Origin of the sequence: Proteiniborus sp. MB09-C3 (assembly GCF_030263895.1) — a bacterium.
In the GTDB taxonomy this organism is placed as follows: Bacteria; Bacillota; Clostridia; order Tissierellales; family Proteiniboraceae; genus Proteiniborus.
Map to the genome: position 1 here is coordinate 1,486,668 of NZ_CP127161.1, position 21,430 is coordinate 1,508,097.

General features: G+C 31.6%; 18 protein-coding genes. 12 read left to right on the forward strand and 6 right to left on the reverse strand.

The window, feature by feature from the left end:
• Positions 1-53 precede the first annotated feature (53 nt).
• The gene (locus tag QO263_RS07160; protein WP_285628154.1) at positions 54-596 is read left to right on the forward strand and encodes a copper amine oxidase N-terminal domain-containing protein; all 543 of its coding nucleotides are present in this window, start codon (positions 54-56) and stop codon (positions 594-596) included.
• 159 nt (positions 597-755) lie between these two features.
• Positions 756-1,001, forward strand: a complete 246-nt coding sequence (locus QO263_RS07165) for a TIGR03905 family TSCPD domain-containing protein (RefSeq protein ID WP_285628157.1) — start codon at positions 756-758, stop codon at positions 999-1,001.
• Positions 1,002-1,370: 369 nt separating this feature from the next.
• Here the strand turns inward: QO263_RS07165 and QO263_RS07170 are convergent, their stop codons facing one another.
• The 4 genes from QO263_RS07170 to QO263_RS07185 form a co-directional block, all read right to left on the reverse strand.
• Positions 1,371-1,811 (reverse strand): YaiI/YqxD family protein, encoded by a 441-nt coding sequence (locus tag QO263_RS07170; RefSeq protein ID WP_285628160.1) that lies wholly within the window; start codon positions 1,809-1,811, stop codon positions 1,371-1,373.
• Between the two features lie 147 nt (positions 1,812-1,958).
• A complete protein-coding gene (locus tag QO263_RS07175) occupies positions 1,959-2,162 on the reverse strand; it encodes a TOBE domain-containing protein (protein WP_285628163.1) in 204 nt (67 codons plus the stop codon).
• Between the two features lie 78 nt (positions 2,163-2,240).
• Entirely contained in the window at positions 2,241-3,860 is a 1,620-nt protein-coding gene (locus tag QO263_RS07180) for an ABC transporter ATP-binding protein (protein ID WP_285628166.1), read from the reverse strand.
• Positions 3,857-5,509, reverse strand: a complete 1,653-nt coding sequence (locus QO263_RS07185) for an ABC transporter ATP-binding protein (RefSeq protein ID WP_285628168.1) — start codon at positions 5,507-5,509, stop codon at positions 3,857-3,859. The genes QO263_RS07180 and QO263_RS07185 overlap by 4 nt, the downstream gene beginning before the upstream one ends.
• Before the next feature lie 291 nt (positions 5,510-5,800).
• On the opposite strand from QO263_RS07185, the gene QO263_RS07190 reads away from it, so the two are divergent.
• From QO263_RS07190 to QO263_RS07215, 6 genes are all read left to right on the forward strand, one after another.
• A complete protein-coding gene (locus QO263_RS07190) occupies positions 5,801-6,967 on the forward strand; it encodes a rhomboid family intramembrane serine protease (RefSeq protein ID WP_285628172.1) in 1,167 nt (388 codons plus the stop codon).
• Between the two features lie 158 nt (positions 6,968-7,125).
• Entirely contained in the window at positions 7,126-8,058 is a 933-nt protein-coding gene (locus QO263_RS07195) for an ABC transporter ATP-binding protein (RefSeq protein ID WP_285628176.1), read from the forward strand.
• An 11-nt stretch (positions 8,059-8,069) separates the two neighbouring features.
• Positions 8,070-9,224, forward strand: coding sequence for an ABC transporter permease (locus QO263_RS07200; protein WP_285628179.1), 1,155 nt, complete (start codon positions 8,070-8,072; stop codon positions 9,222-9,224).
• On the forward strand, positions 9,211-10,317 hold the full coding sequence (locus tag QO263_RS07205) for an ABC transporter permease (protein ID WP_285628182.1): 1,107 nt from the start codon (positions 9,211-9,213) through the stop codon (positions 10,315-10,317). Before QO263_RS07200 ends, QO263_RS07205 begins: the two co-directional genes overlap by 14 nt.
• A gap of 66 nt (positions 10,318-10,383) precedes the next feature.
• The gene (locus tag QO263_RS07210; RefSeq protein WP_285628185.1) at positions 10,384-11,496 is read left to right on the forward strand and encodes a sensor histidine kinase; all 1,113 of its coding nucleotides are present in this window, start codon (positions 10,384-10,386) and stop codon (positions 11,494-11,496) included.
• Entirely contained in the window at positions 11,477-12,103 is a 627-nt protein-coding gene (locus tag QO263_RS07215; RefSeq protein ID WP_285628188.1) for a response regulator transcription factor, read from the forward strand. The genes QO263_RS07210 and QO263_RS07215 overlap by 20 nt, the downstream gene beginning before the upstream one ends.
• Before the next feature lie 143 nt (positions 12,104-12,246).
• Here the strand turns inward: QO263_RS07215 and QO263_RS07220 are convergent, their stop codons facing one another.
• Together QO263_RS07220 and QO263_RS07225 are read right to left on the reverse strand one after the other, a co-directional pair.
• The gene (locus QO263_RS07220) at positions 12,247-12,852 is read right to left on the reverse strand and encodes a YidC/Oxa1 family membrane protein insertase (RefSeq protein ID WP_285628191.1); all 606 of its coding nucleotides are present in this window, start codon (positions 12,850-12,852) and stop codon (positions 12,247-12,249) included.
• Positions 12,853-13,216: 364 nt separating this feature from the next.
• Positions 13,217-13,909, reverse strand: coding sequence for a hypothetical protein (locus QO263_RS07225; RefSeq protein WP_285628194.1), 693 nt, complete (start codon positions 13,907-13,909; stop codon positions 13,217-13,219).
• Positions 13,910-14,026: 117 nt separating this feature from the next.
• On the opposite strand from QO263_RS07225, the gene uvrC reads away from it, so the two are divergent.
• The 4 genes from uvrC (at position 14,027) to nifJ (ending at position 21,390) form a co-directional block, all read left to right on the forward strand.
• Positions 14,027-15,886, forward strand: coding sequence for an excinuclease ABC subunit UvrC (gene uvrC, locus QO263_RS07230; RefSeq protein WP_285628197.1), 1,860 nt, complete (start codon positions 14,027-14,029; stop codon positions 15,884-15,886).
• Positions 15,887-15,987: 101 nt separating this feature from the next.
• On the forward strand, positions 15,988-16,932 hold the full coding sequence (gene hprK / locus QO263_RS07235; RefSeq protein WP_285628200.1) for an HPr(Ser) kinase/phosphatase: 945 nt from the start codon (positions 15,988-15,990) through the stop codon (positions 16,930-16,932).
• 23 nt (positions 16,933-16,955) lie between these two features.
• A complete protein-coding gene (locus tag QO263_RS07240; RefSeq protein ID WP_285628203.1) occupies positions 16,956-17,699 on the forward strand; it encodes a phosphatase in 744 nt (247 codons plus the stop codon).
• Positions 17,700-17,856: 157 nt separating this feature from the next.
• The gene (gene nifJ, locus QO263_RS07245; protein ID WP_285628206.1) at positions 17,857-21,390 is read left to right on the forward strand and encodes a pyruvate:ferredoxin (flavodoxin) oxidoreductase; all 3,534 of its coding nucleotides are present in this window, start codon (positions 17,857-17,859) and stop codon (positions 21,388-21,390) included.
• Positions 21,391-21,430: the final 40 nt, after the last annotated feature.

Here is a 21,430-nt window from a genome sequence, read left to right on the forward strand (position 1 = left end):
ACTCCTCTAATTTGTCAAAACTTATAGTATAACAAATTAGGGGGTTTTTTATTATGAAAAAGGGTTTAATGATTCTATTGATTGGAATAATTATATTATTATCAGCTACATCCTTTGCAGGAGGATATTTTAAAAGAATAGATGTACTAATAAATGGAACTAAAATAGAGGTAGATGGGAAAAAAATAGAGACAGATACAGAGCCATTTATATATAATAGTAGAACTTTTGTTCCAATAAGAGCAGTATCAGAAGGTCTAGGCTGTGAAGTAAAATGGGATGATAATACAAGCAGTGTTATAATAAACAGATATAAGGATTTTCCAGAATGTGACTATTTGAATGGAGAAATATTTGTATATGGAATAATAACAAAAATAGATCATGAAAATAGAACCATAGAAATAGAACAGCATATAGATGACAATACCATAGATATAACACCTATATTGACAGTAAAAGAGGAAGCAATTATAATTTTTCAAAGAAACGACAAAGCTATGAATATTGATTTCAGTGATTTGAAATGTGGAGATGTCTTAGGAGGAATTATTGATAAGGAAGGATACATAAGAGGAATTATAATGAATTTTTAGTTGTATCATAAGATATTGCAAGATAAACTGTAAATCTGCAAGATAAATGTATTTTTAAAAATAAAGCATTTGCGTATTTTTAAACCGTCTATGTTTTTATAAGAATTTTTATAGTATAATACTATATGACATAATTTTATAATGACTAGGAGGTTGAAAATGTACGAATATTTAACTACAGGAGTTTGTTCAAAAAACATAAGATTTGAAGTAGAAAACAATATTTTAAAAAATGTTGCTTTTACAGGAGGATGTAATGGAAATTTAAAAGCTATTTCAATACTTGTTGAAGGAATGGAAGTAGATAAAGTAATAGAGCTATTATCTGGAGTAAATTGTGGCCCTAGAGATACTTCTTGTGCAGACCAGCTAACAAAGGCTCTGATTCAATTTAAGAATAAATAAGGCTTTTATATTTGAAATTGCTGTTAAATTATTTTTAAATGTGAAAATGTATAGTTCTAATAAAATTAAAGGCAAGCTATTTAATTATACGTATAATTAAATAGCTTGTTAATTTGAGTAAAGCATTATTTTTTTATATTACCGGTCGTTGGTTTATCCTTGTATCCATTCACTTTTTTAAATTCCCATAAACAAGGTATCAGTATATTTTCCATCTACAAAGAAGTTTTCTCTTATTCGACCTTCTTCTTTAAATCCACATTTTTTCTTATGTAGTGTGATGTAGAACTAAAAAAGGCTATTTATGCAATACATGTCATATTCAATAAATTCGATAGAGAAGTAGCCGTTAGTATAAGCTGGAAATCCTCATTCTATAGCCTTTTCAATCAAAGCTCTCAAGTTTCTTTCAAATTCAATATTGTTATCAGGCTCTCTTTTTTTAGATTTCGTATAATATTTATGTTTTCTACGTAGTTCGCTGTTAATATGTCTCCTTCTTAAAAGTTCATCTATATTATCCTTAGATATGATAAGTCCATTTTGATTGATGCATATACCGAGCTTTGATAGAACCATGGCAGCAAGACCATAATCTTGAGTCACAATAATATCATTTTTTTCAGTAATGTTTACTATATAGTAGTCAGCACTATCTGGAGCAAGATCAACTGTAACTATTGTAGCATAATCATCGTAGATTTCATGTGCATAATTTTTTACTACAGTAACTCCTATCTTATATTCTTTGGCTATTTTAATAGTTAAATCCACAACAGGACAACCATCAGAATCTATAATTATCTTCATTTTTATCATCCTTGCTTCACCTTTATTTAGTATATCCATTATATCAAATAAAGCGAAATAAATGAAGCAGGGTAACGAAGCAATGCTTTATCAGTAAAAAAACAAGGAGTTAGGTATCTCCATAAACTCCCTGTTCTAGTATTGCTATTATTTCATAATCATAACTGAAGTAGCTTTGACCAAAGCTATAACATTATCACCTACATTTAAGTTAAGTGAATCTGCAGAACCTGTAGTTATGACACTCACCATAGTTTGACCATTGACGTCTAAAGTCACTTCTGTTGAAACTGGTCCTTTCTTTAGATTGGTAATCTTAGCATTTAGTTGATTTCTTGCAGATATTTGCATATGTATTCCTCCAAGTTGGTATATTTTATAATAATATACCCAAAGCCTATAAAGGTATTCAATGATTTAAATATCATATTATAACGAAAAAACCCCTTTATTTCTTACAACGAATACATTATCGTATTTTTTCTTTGTTTCTTCAAATATCACATGACTTACATTTATGACTGTTATACCTTCTAAATTTAAGATGGTATTTTCTATTTCCTTAGCTATTTTAGAGTCTAAGCTTGCGAAGGCTTCATCTAGAAAAATAATATCTGCTTTTTGCAAAAGTCCCCTAGCTATGGCAACTCTACTCTTTTCTCCACCTGAGATATTTTTTCCATTATCATAAATCATGGTGTCTAGCCCCTGAGGTAATGCCTGAACAAAGCTTTTTAATCCAGCTCTTTCAATAGCAATATTTATTTCCTCTTCTGAAAAATCCTTATACAGTGTAATATTATTTTTAAGTGTATCCTCAAACAAGAAAACTTGTTGCTCTATATTAGATATATGCTTGAAGTAACTGGTTTTTGTAATATCCTTAAGGGTTTTATTGTCTATTAATATTTCCCCATCCTTAGGTGAAAAATATTTTCTTAATAGCTTTAATAATGTAGATTTTCCTCCGCCACTTGGACCTATAATCAAGTATTTCTCACCTTTTTTTAAGGACAGATTAATATTTTTAAGTATGTCTTCGTCCTCGTATCCAAAGGTAACATTATTAAATTCAATGGAGCTCTTAAAATTATTTAAAGCAATAGTTTCTTCATAATTATCTTGATTTGTAAGAATGTCTTCAATTTTTTCAAACAACTTCTTAGTTGCAAATATTTTAGGCATCCATTCTCCAAATCTCATTATAGGTACTATGATTCTTTCCATATTATTTATGATCAATATAACTCCACCTAAAGTGAGGCTACCCTTTATAGCCATATATGCTGTTATACCAAGTAAAGCAAAAAGAGCCAGCATCATATTGAGATTTTGTAGGGCACTTATGTAAGTATATATTTTATCGATGATATATCCTTTTTCTTGGATAGCATGACTTCTGTTATAAAAGTCGTTTTTTACTTTTTCATTTAAATTATTAGATTTTATTATATGAAAAGCGCTTAAAACTTCCTTAATATAAGAGGTATAGCCTTCATAAAGCTCACTTCTTTGAGTATGATGTTTTTGCATTGGCTTGCCTATCAAAATTGATAGTAGTGTACTGATAACTCCTATACCTGTACCAATTCCTAATGCAATTGGACTAACATATGCGATAACAGCAACACTGACTATAAAATATATAACTCCAATTATGACCTCATATATTCCATCAATATAATTAGTTTCAATAGTATTTACATCATTTGTTAAAGCCGATACATATTTTGAATTATTATCTCTTTGAAATTCATTGATATTTTTCTTAAATACTCTACTGACAAAATTAATCTTTGCTGATACTATAGCTTTTCTTTTTAAAAGACCTTTTCCAAAGGATAGCAGAATACTTGCAGGCAGTATGGATAATGCAAGTATTATAAGTCTTGTTGCCTCTGTTCTAAATGCAGCCCTATTGCCAGAAACTCCTATATCAATAGTCTTCATCATAGAGATTGACATAGCTCCTTCTAAAATGGCACATACTGAGGCAATGATAGCAACTAATATAAGATATGGAATTGCTTTAAATATTGACTTTTTCATATAGCTAGCACCTCCATGTTGAAATAATCTTGGCTATTATGTTGATATACTAGACCATTTTTCACTTCAAGGACATAATCATATTTTTCACTTATACCTTCATAATATCTATGAGAGATGGCAATAACTGTACTGTCTAAGGATAATAAGGTATTTTCTACAGCTCTGCCTAATTCTTCATTTAGGCTAGATGTTGCCTCATCTACAAACAGAATATTAGCATTTTTTGCTATTGCTCTTGCTATAGATATTCTCTGCCTTTGGCCACCAGAGAGATTCTTGCCGTTCTCCATTAACTTCTCCTGTAGACCTAGTTTTCGTTCCTCTAGGAATTCTTCTAAGCCTGCATCCTTTGCAGCTTCTAATACTCTTTCTTCTGATATATCCTTAAATAAGGCAATGTTATTGAAAATCGTATCCTCAAATAAAAATACGTCCTGATAAACAAAGGATATGTTATCGTTGAAGCTTTTTTCATTTATTTCTCTATAATCCACACCATCTAAGGTTATTGTTCCATCATAATCATCGTTAACCATTGAAAGAAGGCTAATCAATGTTGACTTTCCAGCACCGCTGGCACCCTTAAGCAAATATTTTTTTCCTTTTTCAATGACAAAGGATGTACCTTTAAAAATGTCCTTGTTATCATAGCTGAATTTTAAATCATTTACTTCTAATTTAGAGTTAAAATCAAATCCTTTTTCCTTCACAATATCAGAATTTTTTTCTTCATCATCCTTAGTAATCTTTTCGTATATTTTTGCAGATGCCTTTAACTCATTAAACCAAGGAAGAATCTGAACTATAGGCCATATACATCCGTTTGATAATTGTATCATTAATGTAATTTTTGTAAAGGATGTTCCCTGAAGAACTAAATTAATTGAGTAGATGATTATACCAACAAATATTCCAAATCCAAGGAAGTTTGTTAAACTCCTTTGGCTCTCAGTAAAAACTGTATAATGAAGTTTTTTTCTCTCGACCTTATCAATGGATTTCAAGGTATTATATAGGAATTTATCTTCAATATTATTTAGCTTTAATATTTCAACTCCATTAAAGGTATTGGAAATATTAGTAGTAAAGTTTTCATTGTTTTCTGAAACCTCTTCCTGTAGTTTTACAGTTTTATTTTCGAAAGACTTGCTTATGAAAAACATTATGACAGATATTGTGAAAATCACTAATGCAAATTTAAAATCCAAAAAGAATAGTATTATCAATGATACAATATACCATCCACCTTGGAAGATTGTGTTTATCAATTTCAAGAAGAAGTTTTGTTCAAAAACATTGATATCATTTATAAGATTTGATATGTATACATCCTTAGACTTTTTACTAAAATTCTTATAGGAGTATTTTAGAATCCTATCAAATGCATTTATTCTAACGTCTAAAATGGTATCTCTCATGTAGCTGATTCTCATGAATCTAGATATAACATAAAGAAGAACACCAAAAATAGTGAAGAATATTGAAAGTGCAAAAGCTTTAATAAAGTAATTAAGATCTTTTGCTTCTATGCTTCCAATTAATAACGCTGATGAAACATTTCTTAACAATGTGTCAACTACTGGTAGGAAGCAAGCTACAACATATAAAATAAATTTACTTTTTCTTTTTAGCAGCAGATCCTTCATTTCAATCCTCCTTAGGAACAATTTATGTCTTTTTATTCTACCTAATATTGTAATTGATATTTTAAAAATGTCAATATATTTTATAAAAAATATTAATATATACTTTAAATATATTAAACTTAAAATTAAAAACATTAATTTTGTTGAAAAATCTTAAGAAGATTAGGATGTAAGGTTTTATTATTATAATCTTTCTCTCTAATGAAAAAAAGTGCTAGGATTGAACATATACTAAATGTGTTGAAATATTTGCAAAATAACAATACAATATGTTAGTATAAAGGAAATTATGTGAGTAGATTCATTGTAAATATTAGAAAGGATTTTTTGCTCATGAATGAGAATAATGTAAATTTCCATGAGAACAATGGAGTTAATTACGACAATCAGAATATTAATGAAGAAGCATTTAATCAAGAAAGAAGAAGAGTGGCAGCATTAAGAGTACAGAGGCCAACAATCACATATATTTTAATCGCTATCAATATAGCTATGTGGGCAATTTTGAATTTAATTTCTTTTAAAACTGGTAAGAGCTATAATGAGCTAATAGGTGTGTTTGGAGCAAAAATTAACATTAACATTTTGAGAGGTCAATATTGGAGATTTATAACACCAATATTCTTACATGCTGACATCACACATTTACTTGTTAACTGCTATTCCTTAAACGCAGTTGGTCAAATAGTTGAGAGAATCTATGGTCATGCTAAGTTTTTACTTATCTATCTAGTCGCTGGGATTATGGGAAATATTTTAAGCTTTATGTTTTCAATAAATCCTGCTGTAGGGGCTTCAGGAGCTATATTTGGACTGTTAGGGGCTCTTCTATATCTTGGAGTTGAGCATCCTAAATTTTTTAGAGCCTATTTTGGCCGCAGCATTTTTACAACAATAGCCATAAATCTAGGTTATGGATTTTTAAATACAGGTATAGATAATTTTGGACATATAGGAGGTTTAATTGGTGGCTTCTTTGCTTCAGGAATAGTTAAAGCTCCTATTAAAGGCAAATGGTATATGAATAAAGTGATATACATTATATTATTCTTAGCTATAGGAGTTTCAGGATTAATATATGGTTTTAACTGTGGAAATAACATTGCACTTGTGAAGCTAGATGAATTATATAGGCATGATGCAAATCAGAACTGGAATGAAGCTGCCAATATTGGTGAAGAGATTTTGGAGCAAAAGCCTACAGACAAGAACATCAATATAGAGGTACTATGGATGACTACAAAAGCAGAGGCAGTAATAGGTAATTATAATAAGGCGGTAGAACATGGAAAGGCATTGGTAAAATTATCTCCAAAGGATGGTCATTACCTTTTAGGGATTGTTTATTATGATATGGGGCAGCTTGAACTATCAAGAGAGGAGCTTCAGAAGGCTAAAGCTTTAAATGCGTCATATTCCAATATTGATGAGTTAATCAGAAGTATTGAATCTAGGTAACGTCATAGAAATATAAGCTTATATATAACAGTAAAATAGTCTGTTTATTAAATAACCATATGACATTTGTCATATGGTTTTATTATTTAAGTCATTATTATTTCAATATTTTTTGTACTATGATGTTAGTGTAGAGAAAAATAAGGGAGTGATCTCAATTGGTAGTTGAAATCAAAAATATAGTAAAAAGGTACAAGGACGAATTGGCAGTAGATAATGTAAGCTTATCTATTAAAGAGGGAGAAATATTTGGTCTGCTAGGCCCAAATGGAGCAGGTAAAACTACAACAATCAATGCGCTAATGGGATTAATCAAAATAGACAAAGGAGAAATATCAATATTTGATAAAAATATTAATAAATTCAGTAGTGAGATTAAGAAAGAAATAGGAATAGTTCCACAGGACATAGCCGTATATCCAGACCTGACAGTATATGAAAATACTTCATTCTTCGCAAAGCTATATGGGCTTAAGGATAAATTGTTAAAGGATAGAGTAGAAGAAGCTCTAGAATTTACAGGACTAAGTGACAAGAAAAAAGTAATGGCAAATTACCTTTCTGGAGGAATGAGAAGAAGGTTAAATATTGCCTGTGCCATTGCACATCATCCAAGGCTAATCATAATGGATGAGCCTACTGTAGGAATAGACCCACAATCAAGAAATCATATACTTGAATCTATAAAGAAGCTAAATAATAATGGTTCTACAATAATCTATACTTCTCATTATATGGAGGAGGTGGAGGAGCTTTGTACCAATATTGCCATAATGGATAAAGGAAAGGTAATTGCCCAGGGAAATAAGGATGAATTAAAGGCATTAATATCAACAGAAGACAGAGTATCATTAGAGCTATCGTCTATGAATTTTACATTAGTAGATAACATTAGAAGCATTATCGGGGTTATAGATTGTGAAGTAGATGGAAACATGATTACTATTACATCTAAAAAAGACAGTAAAAATCTTAGTAGAATAATTGATTATATTTTAAATACAGGTGTAGAGATTATGAACATAAATATTGAAAAGCCAAACCTAGAGGGAGTGTTTTTAACCCTAACAGGTAAGACTTTAAGAGACTAGGCGGTGAGACTATGAATATGCTGAATATAGCTTATTATGGAATTATAAGAAACCTCAGAGATAGACAAAGCCTAAGTCTTATGATTTTATTGCCACTCATGAGTACATTGATACTAGGAACTGCACTAAGCTCTTCTTTTAACACTGTATCATCAATAAGCAAAACTACCATATGCTATATAAATGAGGATGAGGGATGGGCAGGAGAAGCATTTCATGAGTTTATAAATAGTGAGGATGTTAAATCTTTCATAGAGCTTAAAGAAGTTTCTACTTATGAAGAGGGAGTAAACCTAATAAGAGATAGAAAGGCTACATCTATTGTAATGATTGATTCGGACTTTTCTCAAAATCTAAATTTAGGAGAACAGGTAAATATAAAGGTTTACAATAGCCAATACAGTAACTATAGAGCTTCAATTGTTAAAAGCTTAATAGATAGCTTTATAAATACTAGCAATTCTATGGAGGCTATTAAAAAATTAAGTGATAAAGGTTTTGTTCCAATATCAAATAGCAATATAGAAGAGGTACCTATTTCAATAACAGGAAAATTACCTAGAGCAATAGACTACTATGCTGTGACTATGCTCGTTATGTCTATAATGTATGGAACCATTCATGGGGCCAATTTAATCGCAGAGGATAGGTATCAAAGAACGGAAATAAGACTTAAAAGCTCCCCATTGAAAAACTATCAGCTTTTTTTAGGTAGATTGCTAGCTACTATAACTACATTGATTCTACAGGTTTTCATTATAATTGGATGTACTAAATATGTTTTCAAAGCAAATTGGGGTAATAATATGCCATTTATTTTATTTACTTGCTTTTCTGCTATTATCATGGCAGTTGGCATAGGAATAATGGTTTATAGCGTATTTAAGGACGCAGGCAAAGTTTCTATGATATTAAATCTAGCAGTTATGATTTTCACATTTTTAGGTGGAGGATATTTTCCTATAGGCGATTTTGGACCTAAAACTAAGGAATTGGCTTCATACCTGTCGCCTAATTATATGATACAGCGAATATTGTTTAATAACATATATGGAGGAAGCCCCGTGGAAATTCAAACATATTTAATTGTAATATGGGGTATTACCATTGCAGCCTTTGCAATATCTTCCCTTGCAGGAAGGAGGAATTTAGATGAATATTTTTAAGAATAATTTTAGAAGGATATTAAGGAAAAAGAGCAGCATAATCTTTATGTTTGTACTTCCCATATTCTCAATGATTTTTTCCATTGTAGTGGTTAATAACAGCTTTCCTCTTACTGTAGGAGTTGTAGATTATGATAAGACAGAGCTTAGTAAATTCCTAATTACAAGCATAGAAAGCAGCTGTAAGGTAGTATTAGTAGAAGAAGATAGTATAAATGATAAACTAATAAACTTAACTATAGATTTTGCTATTAAAATTCCTGATGGATTTACTGAAGATATTATTACAAATAAAACGCCTAAAATAAGTACATACAAGATAAAAGAAACAGGAGACACTACTCCCTTAAGCGTTGCATTAAATAATAATATAAATGCAGCTAAGAATATTGCAAGAGTGGCAGAAGGAGATTATGTGAGGTTCTATAAGGGTCTAGGGCTCTACAAAAATGGCAGTTTTAATGCTGAATATAAAACCATTGAGGGAACAGATAGAACACAGGATAAATTACTGCAGAGCTTTGGCTTTATTGTCATGTTCATGATGTACCTCTCTAATAATGCTGCAAGACTTATGCTTGAGGATAAAAGGTATAAAACATATCCTAGAATTTTTAGTTCTCCAATCACTGCTAAAAGCTATATGTTTGAAAATATTCTAAGTTCCATAGCTATTATAGGCATTCAGGTTACCCTAGTACTCATTATAGCAATAAAAGTATTTAACCTATTTCTAGGTTCCTCAATTCTAGGGGTAGTAGTATTGTTAGCATTATTCGGAGTTTGCAGTGTGGCTATGTCTGTTGCCATAAATAATTTTTCGAGAAATTTAGGGCAGAGCAATGTGCTGTCTCAGTTTATTATATTAGCAGTAAGTTATCTTGGAGGTTGCTTCTGGCCTAGAGAAATTATGCCTGGTTTTTTACAACAGCTTGGCAGATTTGTACCTTCAACCTGGGTATTAGAAGGAATAGAGAAGCAGCTTCTAAAACCAGATATAAGTGCTATATATTTGGAAATATGTATTCTCGCACTCTTTTCACTTACATTTTTCCTTATAGGATTATGTAGAAGAAATAGCGTAGAAAATTAAAAGGGAATTCTATATAAAGTGTAGAAATTCTATACTATTGAATACATGAGAGGAGGTATGACAATTATGAATTATATATTTAAGACATTCTTCCTTGTATATATGATATTTAAAATGTCTATTTCAGGGCAAGTAGCTCCTATTGATGTAATAATTATTTTGATTGTCATATCTTCAAGCATTTTTAAAGAAAGATATATTAACAGCTCAATCATAAGTGTTATTATAGCTGTATTTGAAATCATGATTATAGCTCTTGGAGTGAAGCATAATCTATTATTCATGATTCTATTTGCTATTGTGGCTTATGATTTTGTAAGGATAAGGATATATTTCTTAGTGATATTTACACTGCTGCTTGGATATTATTCATTAGACTTAAGCAGATTTATAGATTTTTCTTTGCTGATAGCCTTGAGCTGTTTTTTTGCATATGTGAGCACTAGTTTAAAGGTAAAGGAGAGAAATTATAAGGAAAGCTATGATAAAGAAAGGAAGTACAGGTATGAGCTAGAGCAAAGCAGAGTAAAGCTTATAAATATGTCGAAGGAAATAGCCCATATAACAGAAGTCAATGAAAGAAATAGAATAGCAAGAGAAATTCATGATACTGTAGGACATAAAATTGCTGGGATTCTATTACAGCTACAGGCTGCATTAAAGCTTAGAATTAGAGACGATAAAATGTCAGATAGGCTGCTTCAGGAATCTATTGAAAACCTGTCAAATACCCTAGTAGTTCTCAGAGATACTGTTCATAATATAAAACCAAAAGAAAAGACAGGCATAGAGTACATCAAACAGATTATTGCTGACTTTTCTTTTTGTCATGTAGATTTTAGCTTTAAGGGTGATTTCAATAATATTTCAGCAGCTAACATGGAAATAATCAGCCACAGCATAGAGGAAGCATTGACTAATGTTATGAAACATTCTAAAGCTGATAATGTGACGATTAATATTGAGTTATATAATAAATTTATTAGGTTATTCATCAAAGATAATGGAGTAGGCTGTGAAAAGATAACAGAAGGCCTAGGTATTAGTGGAATGAAGGAAAGACTTAACAACATAGGAGGAAGTATTTCTATTAGTGCTAAGAATGGATTTATGATTGTAGCTATTATTCCAAGGGAAAATACCCAAGGAGGTGTGAGTAGTGAAAGTTCTCATAGCTGATGATGATGGATTAATTAGAGACAGCTTAAAAATACTTCTCAGTCTAGAGTCCGATATAGAGGTAGTAGGGACTGCAATAAATGGACAGCAGGCCTTTGAGCTATGTCAAAAAAATAGACCAGATATAGTTCTTATGGATATAAGAATGCCTATTATGGATGGGGTTCTGGGCACAAAGCTTATAAAAGAACATTTCAATGATATTAAAATCATCATATTGACAACCTTTAAGGATGATGAATACATAAGAGAAGCAATAAAGAACGGAGCAGAAGGTTATATATTAAAGAATCAATCTTCTGATAGTATAGTAGATAGCTTAAGAACAGTATATGGAGGAAATACTGTTCTGGATAAAGAGGTCGCAGACACTTTGACATCAATGCTAAAGGATAAACCTGATAAAAAAGGCAATATATATTATGAATTAGGGAAACGAGAGCTGGAAATATTGAAGCTTATATCAGAGGGACTATCTAATAAAGAAATAGGAGCTAAGCTCTACCTGAGCGAAGGCACTGTAAGAAATTATATAACTATACTTCTAGATAAATTAAGTTTAAGAGACAGAACTCAATTAGCTATATTTTATTTAAAAAACATGTAAAGTAGGGTGAAATAGTTTCTTTTCACCCTTGATTTCATGATTTCCTAAAAAATTAATTGTGAATGACTACCTCTGTCAGAACCATATAGAGTTATATAGCTATAACTATAGTGTCCCATTTTAGCAACTGGCTACCCCGAATTTTATAGAGAAATTTGTTGAATGCTTTGTATAAGGGAAGAGGTTACGAAATATATTCCCAAGGCAGACGGCATTTTAGCTACAAATAGTAATGCCATAATTACAGGAAAAACTAAGGTTTGTGCAGATAGTTTAGGAATATTTTTGCCTTTAATCAAGTTTAAATAACATAGCAGACTGGGCATCAACTGTATTAGCACATAAATAATAGGTAAAATAAAATAAGGATCAGGTAATGATAATGAAGATACCCAAGGCATAATCTTTGTTGTAGTATTAACTATATTTTTTGTGAATAACTTGTGTAGTACGACAAAGATTGGGGCCTGAATAAATAGCAATGCAAAACCTAATAGGGATTTAGGATTACTTTGGTATAGGTTCTGCAATTCTTCATTCATCTTTTTTTCATTGTTCTTGTACTTATCCTTTATTTCATTGACTTTATTATTTAATTCTTGAATATCCTTCATAGATTTTTTTTGCTTAATAACTAAAGGTAATAGCATTATATTTATCATAATAGTTATTATGATTATAGTTAAGCCATAGTCACTAGTAAAACTATTCACAGTATTTAATAATAATTGAAAAACATTAGTAAGCATTTATGCATCCCCTTCTGATATTTTATTGATTATGAAAAAATGTAATAGTAAAATATCAGAATTCAACGTAGAAAATCCAGATTCTATATTTATTATAGGCATCGTAAAGTTGGGTATATAAATTATTTGCAATAAAATATACCATAAGATGTATTGGATTATATAGTTTAACTGTATCAATAGATATACTATATAAATTATTCGTGCCTATATTATTCACTAAATAAACAATAATAAAGCTAAATACAAATAATGATGACAATAAAAAGACTATATCAAAATCAAACATAAAATCACCATTCTTATTTTCTTGATAAGTTTATTATACTATATTATCTAAGCAAAGCAAGGACGATGTTTCTCCTTACTCAGTTACATTTTTTACAGGTATTTTATTTTGCACCATCAAACCAGTAACCTGTCTTTTTAATTCTCCGTTAGCCATAAATACAATTTTACCATAATTATTTATAAGCTTAAGCTCCATACGATCTGGGAATACTTCGTATTCTTCAATATCATTGTAGCTATAAAAGCCTGAGTCATTAATTATATTTATGTGTACACCAAAAGGAATTTCAATCCTTCCATCAAAGCCCGTGATTAATATACCATTTCTCTGAAAAAACACCTTAGTGCTTCGGTTAGATATCCTCAATAACAATTCAATAATGATTACAGAGCCTATGAATAGTAATATTCTAATCATAAAGGTATAATCAAACACTATTTTTCCAAGAAACGGGGCTAAGTGTATAAGTATGAGAAAGGCATAAGGAATCAATTTTTCCTTCATACCAAATTTGCTTATATTAGCAGATACAAAACTAGTATTAGAATTTAGTATCTTTCTATAAAATATATATCTTATCAATGCTTGCAATATAATGAATAACACTAGTCCAATAGTAGTAAATAATGGAGAAATGATATTGAACATTACACTTTCATCCATCTTTACCATAAGTGGATTCATAGATTGAAAAAATAGAGATATTGCAATTAGTGTAATGAAAAATGATAAAAAGAATATTGCTACTTTCTTAGTTTGCGACATAATTTACCTCCCGAATAAAAACTTTCTATTATTTAAATTATATACATTTTTTAAATTTAAACAACATCAAATGTGGTATTATAATTATATATTAATAAAGAAATAAGGGTGAAATCATTGTTTAACATAGAAGAAGAACTAAAAAAGCTGCCAGATAAACCTGGTGTATATTTAATGAAAAACAAAGATGACCAGATAATATATGTTGGAAAAGCGATATCATTAAAGAAAAGAGTTCGACAATATTTTCAATCATCTAAAAATCATACTCCTAAAGTAAATGCAATGGTAAAAAATATAGAAGAATTTGAATATATCATCACAGATACTGAAGTTGAGGCGCTGATACTTGAGGCAAATTTAATAAAAAAGCATAAGCCTAAGTATAATATCTTATTGAGAGATGATAAACAGTATCCATATATAAAGGTTACTACAAATGAGAAATATCCAAGAGTGATGAAAACTAGGAGAATTATTAAGGACGGAGCAAAATACTTTGGACCATATACAAGTGTTGGAGCCGTCAATGATACATTAGAAATTATCAACAATCTTTATCCCCTTAGAACATGTAAAATGAATTTTGATAAAAATGAAAAAAGGAAAAGACCCTGTCTTAACTATTATATAGGTAAATGTTTTGGTCCTTGCTACCATGATGTAGAAGAAAAAAAATACATGGAAATGATAGATGAGATTATCATGTTTTTAAGTGGCAAGGAGGAAAAGCTTATAGAAGTAATAGAGAATAAAATGAAGGAAGCAGCTAAGAATTTGGATTTTGAAAATGCTGCAAAATATAGAGATAAAATAAATTCACTAAATCTAATGTTAGAAAAACAGAAAATAGTGTCAACTACTATGGTAGATCAAGATATAATAGGGATGGCAACTGGAATAGATGAGGCCTGTGTACAAATCTTCTTTGTAAGGGGAGGAAAGGTTACAGGCAGAGAGCATTTTATACTTACAGATACTGAATACCAAAGTAGAGGAGAGATACTTAGCTCTTTTGTAAAGCAATTTTATATAGGTAGTTCATATGTGCCAAAGGAAATACTTATAGAGGAAGAATTCGAGGATATTGAGGCAGTAACTAGCTGGCTCAGTGACAAAAGAGGCTCGAAAGTAGGTATAAGGGTGCCAAAACGAGGAGAAAAGAATCTTTTAGTTGAAATGGTAAGAAAAAATGCACTAGACATGTTAGATAAGTATGGAGATAAGATAAAAAGAAAACTGGCAAGCAATGAAAAGGCATTAAATGAACTAAAGGACGTCCTGAAGCTTGATGACATACCTAGACGAATAGAGGCCTTCGATATTTCAAATATACAAGGTGTAGAATCAGTTGGTTCTATGGTGGTATTTGAAAACGGTCAATCAAAAAATAGCGACTATAGAAGGTTCAAAATTAAAACAATAATTGGGCCAGATGATTATGGCAGTATGGAGGAAATTATATATAGAAGGTTTAATAGAGGAATTAAAGAAAAAAATATGATTGAGCAAAATATTGTGGCAGTTGAGAGCTTTTCAGTTTTTCCAGACCTTATTATGATGGATGGAGGAAAAGGACAGGTAAATGTGGCTAAGAAGGTATTGAAAGATTTAAGTATTAGTATACCTGTTTGTGGACTTGTAAAGGATGACTTTCATAGGACTAGGGCTTTGACCTATGAGGATACAGAAATAGGCTTACCATCAAATAGTGAAAGCTTTAAGCTAATAACAAGGATACAGGATGAGGCCCATAGGTTTGCTATAACATATCATAGAAGTCTTAGGGATAAAAAAATGATCAGGTCAGTGCTTGATGACATAAGAGGAATTGGAGACAAAAGAAAAAAAGCCCTTTTAAAAGCCTTTGGTTCTGTAGATAATATAAAAAAAGCGACAATTGAAGAACTAGCCGACATTGAAGGCATGAACAAATTAGCAGCTCAGCAGGTATACGATTTTTTTAGAGTAAAATAAGCTTAAGCTTGTTTCATGGAAAAATTGCCTTACTATTAGCGAATATAAGTTTAAGAATGCCACATAGAATAAATAGGTGATTGAAACGAAGGAGGAGTATAATGAGGTCAGTATCAATTGATAAATTAATTGAGGATTTGGAATTAGAGATTATTCATAAGTCTGAGAACTCCATATCTGAAATAACTAGAGTTGAGTTAAGTAGATTAGGATTACAGCTTGTAGGCTTTTTCAAATATTTTGGATATAAAAGGCTTCAGATAATTGGAAATGTAGAGTGGCATTTTCTAGCTGGACTCGAAAAAAACGTTAGAGTAAGCAGATTAAATACAATTTTTCAATACCCAATACCAGCAGTAGTATTTACAAGAAACCTAGAAGTATTTGACGAAATAATTGAGGCGGCTAAAAAGTATAACAGAACCATATTAAGAACACCTATGACAACTACCAAATTTATTAATAGACTGATTAATTACCTTGATGATGCATTAGCGCCCCAAATAACTATGCATGGGGTATTAGTCGAAGTTTATGGAATGGGAATACTAATAACAGGAGAAAGTGGAGTAGGAAAAAGCGAAACCGCACTTGAGCTGGTAAAGAGAGGGCATAGACTTGTAGCAGATGATGCTGTCCAAATTAAAAAGCTTGGAGAGGATTTACTTATCGGTGAATCACCTGAGGTAATTAGACATTTTCTTGAGATAAGAGGTCTAGGTATATTAGATATAGAAAGATTATATGGAGTTGGAGCAGTTAAAAAATGGGAAGCCATAGATTTAGTGGTTCATCTAGAGGATTGGGATTCACAAAAAGAATATGATAGAATAGGATTAGATGATGAATATATTGATATACTTGGCAAGCAGGTATTGCAGTTGACTATACCAGTAAGACCTGGAAGAAATGTTGCTATGATACTTGAAGTAGCTACAAGAAATACTAGACAAAAACAATTTGGATACAATGCTGCTATGGAATTAGATAAAAGATTAAAGCATGAATTTGAAATGAAAAAACAAGGTGGCAATAAACAAGGCTAATATTAAGAAAAGGAGCTGTTTTAATGAAATTTGTAGTTGATACACATTGTCATACCTTTGCAAGTGGTCATGCATATAGTACAGTTATAGAGATTGCTAGGGAGGCAAATAATAAAGGCTTAGAAATGGTTGCCATAACAGATCATGGACCTGCTATGGGAGGGGCCTCAAATATATTTCATATTTTAAACCAGAAAGTCATTCCAGAAACTATATATGGTGTACAGATATTAAGAGGAGTAGAGGCAAATATAATGGACTACGATGGAAATCTAGACATATCTGATGAGCATTTAGCTAAGCTAGACATTGTCATTGCTTCATTGCATGAAGCCTGCATTGAATCAGGAGGAGTTGATAAAAATACTAATGCAATCATAAAAGCAATGGAAAATAAAAATGTAGACATAATTGCCCACCCTGGAAATCCTGCATTTCCAGTAGATTATGAGAAGATAGTAAAAAAGGCTAAGGAAACAAGAACACTAATTGAGATAAATAACAGTTCCTTTGTTTCAAGCAGGCATGGAAGTCTAAACAACTGCATTGAAATCGCTAGGCTATGCAAGGAGCATGAAGTAATGATTACTGTAGGAAGTGACTCTCATATAGCCTTTGATGTTGGAAGATTTGATAAGGCAATAGAGGTATTGACATCTGTTGGCATGCCAGAACATTTGATTGTTAATTTTTCTACAGAAAGATTAACAGAGCTTTTAGGTTTTAAAGGCAAAAAAAGATTTAGTACTACAACCCCAATAATTTAACCAGAATGATTGAGTAATATAAGTTCTTGATAATTAAAACATTTTTGTAAGATTTAATAAGCGTTAGATTTATTGACTTTAAGTAAATAGTCTACTATACTTAATGGTAAGGAATGTATTGTATACAGTATTTTTAAAATATAAGGGGGAAACAAAAATGGCAAAAGTTATGAAATCCATGGACGGAAATACTGCCGCTGCATATGTTGCATATGCATTTACAGAAGTCGCAGGAATTTATCCTATAACTCCATCTTCAACTATGGCAGAGCTTGTTGACGAATGGGCGGCCCATGGAAAGAAAAATATGTTTGGTCAAACAGTACATGTTGCAGAGTTACAATCAGAAGCAGGAGCTGCAGGAGCTGTACACGGTTCACTTTCAGCAGGTGCTTTAACTACTACTTTTACTGCTTCTCAAGGTTTATTATTGATGATTCCAAATATGTATAAAATAGCAGGAGAACTTCTACCCGGAGTATTCCATGTAACTGCACGTGCTTTAGCAGGTCATGCTCTTTCAATATTTGGAGACCATTCAGATGTTATGGCAACTAGACAAACAGGATTTGCCTTATTAGCTTCAGGAAGCGTTCAAGAAGTAATGGATATAGCAGGAGTTGCACATTTATCTTCTATTAAATCAAGAGTGCCATTCCTTCATTTCTTTGATGGATTCAGAACGTCACATGAAATTCAAAAGATTGAAGAAATATCTTACGAGGATCTTGCAAAATTAGTGGATTATGATGCAATTAATGAGTTTAGAAATAGAGCATTAAATCCTGAGCATCCTTATACAAAAGGAACTGCACAAAATCCAGATATTTTCTTCCAAGCTAAGGAAGCTGCAAATAAATTCTATGATGCAGTACCTGACGTAGTAGCTGATTACATGAAAGAAATAACTAAGATTACAGGCAGAGAATACTATCCATTTAACTACTATGGTGCAGAAGATGCAGAAAACATAATAGTTGCTATGGGTTCAGTATGTGAAACTATAGAAGAAACAATAGATTATCTAAACGCTGGCGGAGAAAAATATGGTTTAATAAAAGTTCATCTATATAGACCATTCTCAGCAAAATATTTCTTTAACGTATTACCTAAGACTGTTAAGAGAATTGCTGTATTAGATAGAACAAAAGAACCAGGAGCATTAGGAGAACCTTTATACCAAGATGTTAGAACATTATTCTACAACATGGAAAATGCACCACTAATAGTTGGTGGTAGATATGGTTTAGGTTCAAAAGATACTACCCCTTCACAAGTTAAAGCTGTATTTGACAATCTTAAGGCTGCAAAACCAGCTGACGGATTTACTTTAGGAATAATAGATGATGTTACACATAAATCATTAGAAATAAAAGAAGAAATTAAAACAGCTCCTAAAGGAACTATAAGATGTAAGTTCTGGGGATTAGGCTCAGACGGAACAGTAGGAGCAAATAAAAACTCAATCAAAGTTATTGGTAATAATACAGACCTATATGCACAAGGATATTTCGCATATGATAGTAAAAAATCAGGTGGAGTTACAATATCTCACTTAAGATTTGGAAAACAACTAATAAAATCTACTTATTTAATTGATGAAGCAGACTTTATTTCTTGCTCAACTCAAGCTTATGTAAATCAATATGATTTATTGAAAGGCTTGAAAAAAGGTGGAAAATTCCTACTAAACTGCATATGGTCACCTGAGGAATTAGATGAAAAGCTTCCAGCTAGCATGAAGAAATATATTGCAGAAAACAATATAGAATTCTATACAATCGATGCGACTGAAATAGCTGAAGAAATAGGCTTAGGCAATAGAACAAATACAATTATGCAATCAGCATTCTTTAAACTAGCAGATGTAATTGATATAGATGATGCTGTAAGATACCTAAAAGAAGCTGCTTATAAATCCTATGGTAAGAAGGGCGAAAAGATAGTTAATATGAACTATGCTGCTATAGATAGGGGAATAGATGCATTAGTAAAAGTAGGTGTTCCAGAAAGCTGGAAGAATGCAGAAGCTCAAGAAGAAGCAGCTGTTGCTAAAGAAGTTCCAGACTTCATCAAGAATGTATTAGTTCCAATGAATAGACAAGAAGGAGACTCTTTACCAGTAAGCACATTTGAAGGTGTTGAAGATGGAGTATTCCCACATGGAACTGCTGCATATGAAAAACGTGGTATTGCAGTTCATGTGCCAGAATGGCAAATAGACAAATGTATTCAATGTAATCAATGTTCATTTGTTTGTCCACATGCTGCTATTAGACCATTCTTAGTTAACGAAGAAGAAAAGAAAAATGCTCCAGAAGGCTTTGAAACTAAGAAAGCAATAGGAAAAGGTCTAGAAGGTCTTGAATATCGTATGCAAGTAAGTGCATTAGATTGTACAGGCTGTGGAAACTGTGCTGACATATGTCCAGCTAAGGAAAAAGCACTAATTATGAAACCAATAGGAGAACAATTAGAGACTCAAGTACCTAATTGGGAATATGCAATGACAGTAACAGTAAAAGACGATTTGTTGCCACTTACAACAGTAAAAGGCAGCCAATTCTCACAACCATTGCTTGAATTCTCAGGTGCATGTGCAGGCTGTGGAGAAACACCATATGCTAAGGTAGTTACTCAATTATTTGGAGATAGAATGATGATAGCTAATGCTACAGGTTGTTCTTCAATCTGGTCTGGATCAGCTCCTTCAACTCCTTATTGCAAAAATGCAGAAGGAAAAGGACCAGCTTGGGCAAATTCATTGTTTGAAGATAATGCTGAGTATGGATATGGTATGGCACTTGCAGTAAAACAAATTAGAAATAAATTAGAAGATTTAGCAAAAGAATTAGTAGAATTAAATGTATCTAATGAAATTAAAGAAGCATTTAATGCATGGATAGAAGGAAAAGAAGATGCAGAAGCTTCTAAGAAAGCAGCTGCTAAGATACTTCCATTATTAGCAAGCATCAAGACTGGCAATGAAAGAGCAGATGAAATATTAAAAGAAATTGCTGATAAAAAGGATCATTTAATCAAAAAATCTATGTGGATTATAGGTGGAGACGGCTGGGCATATGATATCGGATATGGTGGATTAGACCATGTACTAGCATCAGGAGAAAATGTAAATGTGCTTGTATTTGATACAGAAGTTTATTCAAATACAGGAGGTCAATCATCTAAATCTACACCAACTGCAGCTGTTGCTAAATTCGCAGCTTCAGGTAAGAAAGTTAAGAAGAAAGATCTTGGAATGATTGCAGCACAGTATGGATATGTATATGTAGCACAAGTAGCTATGGGTGCTGACAAGAATCAATTCTTAAAAGCAATACTAGAGGCTGAAAGCTATGACGGACCATCACTAATCATTGCTTATGCTCCATGTATTAACCATGGAATAAGAGAAGGAATGGGACGTACTCAAAATCAAGCTAAGAAAGCAGTAGAGTCTGGATACTGGCATCTATATAGATACAATCCAACATTAGCTGATGAAGGAAAGAACCCATTTGTACTAGATTCAAAAGAACCAACTGCATCATTTAGGGACTTCATAAACGGTGAAGTAAGATATACATCATTGTTAAAGACATTCCCAGAAATGGCAGAAGATCTATTTGCTAAGGCAGAAAAAGATGCTAAAGAAAGATATGAAAAATATAAGAAATTAGCAGAAGCTTAGAATAATATATAGATAGTAAGAACAGGTAAGAATATAAATC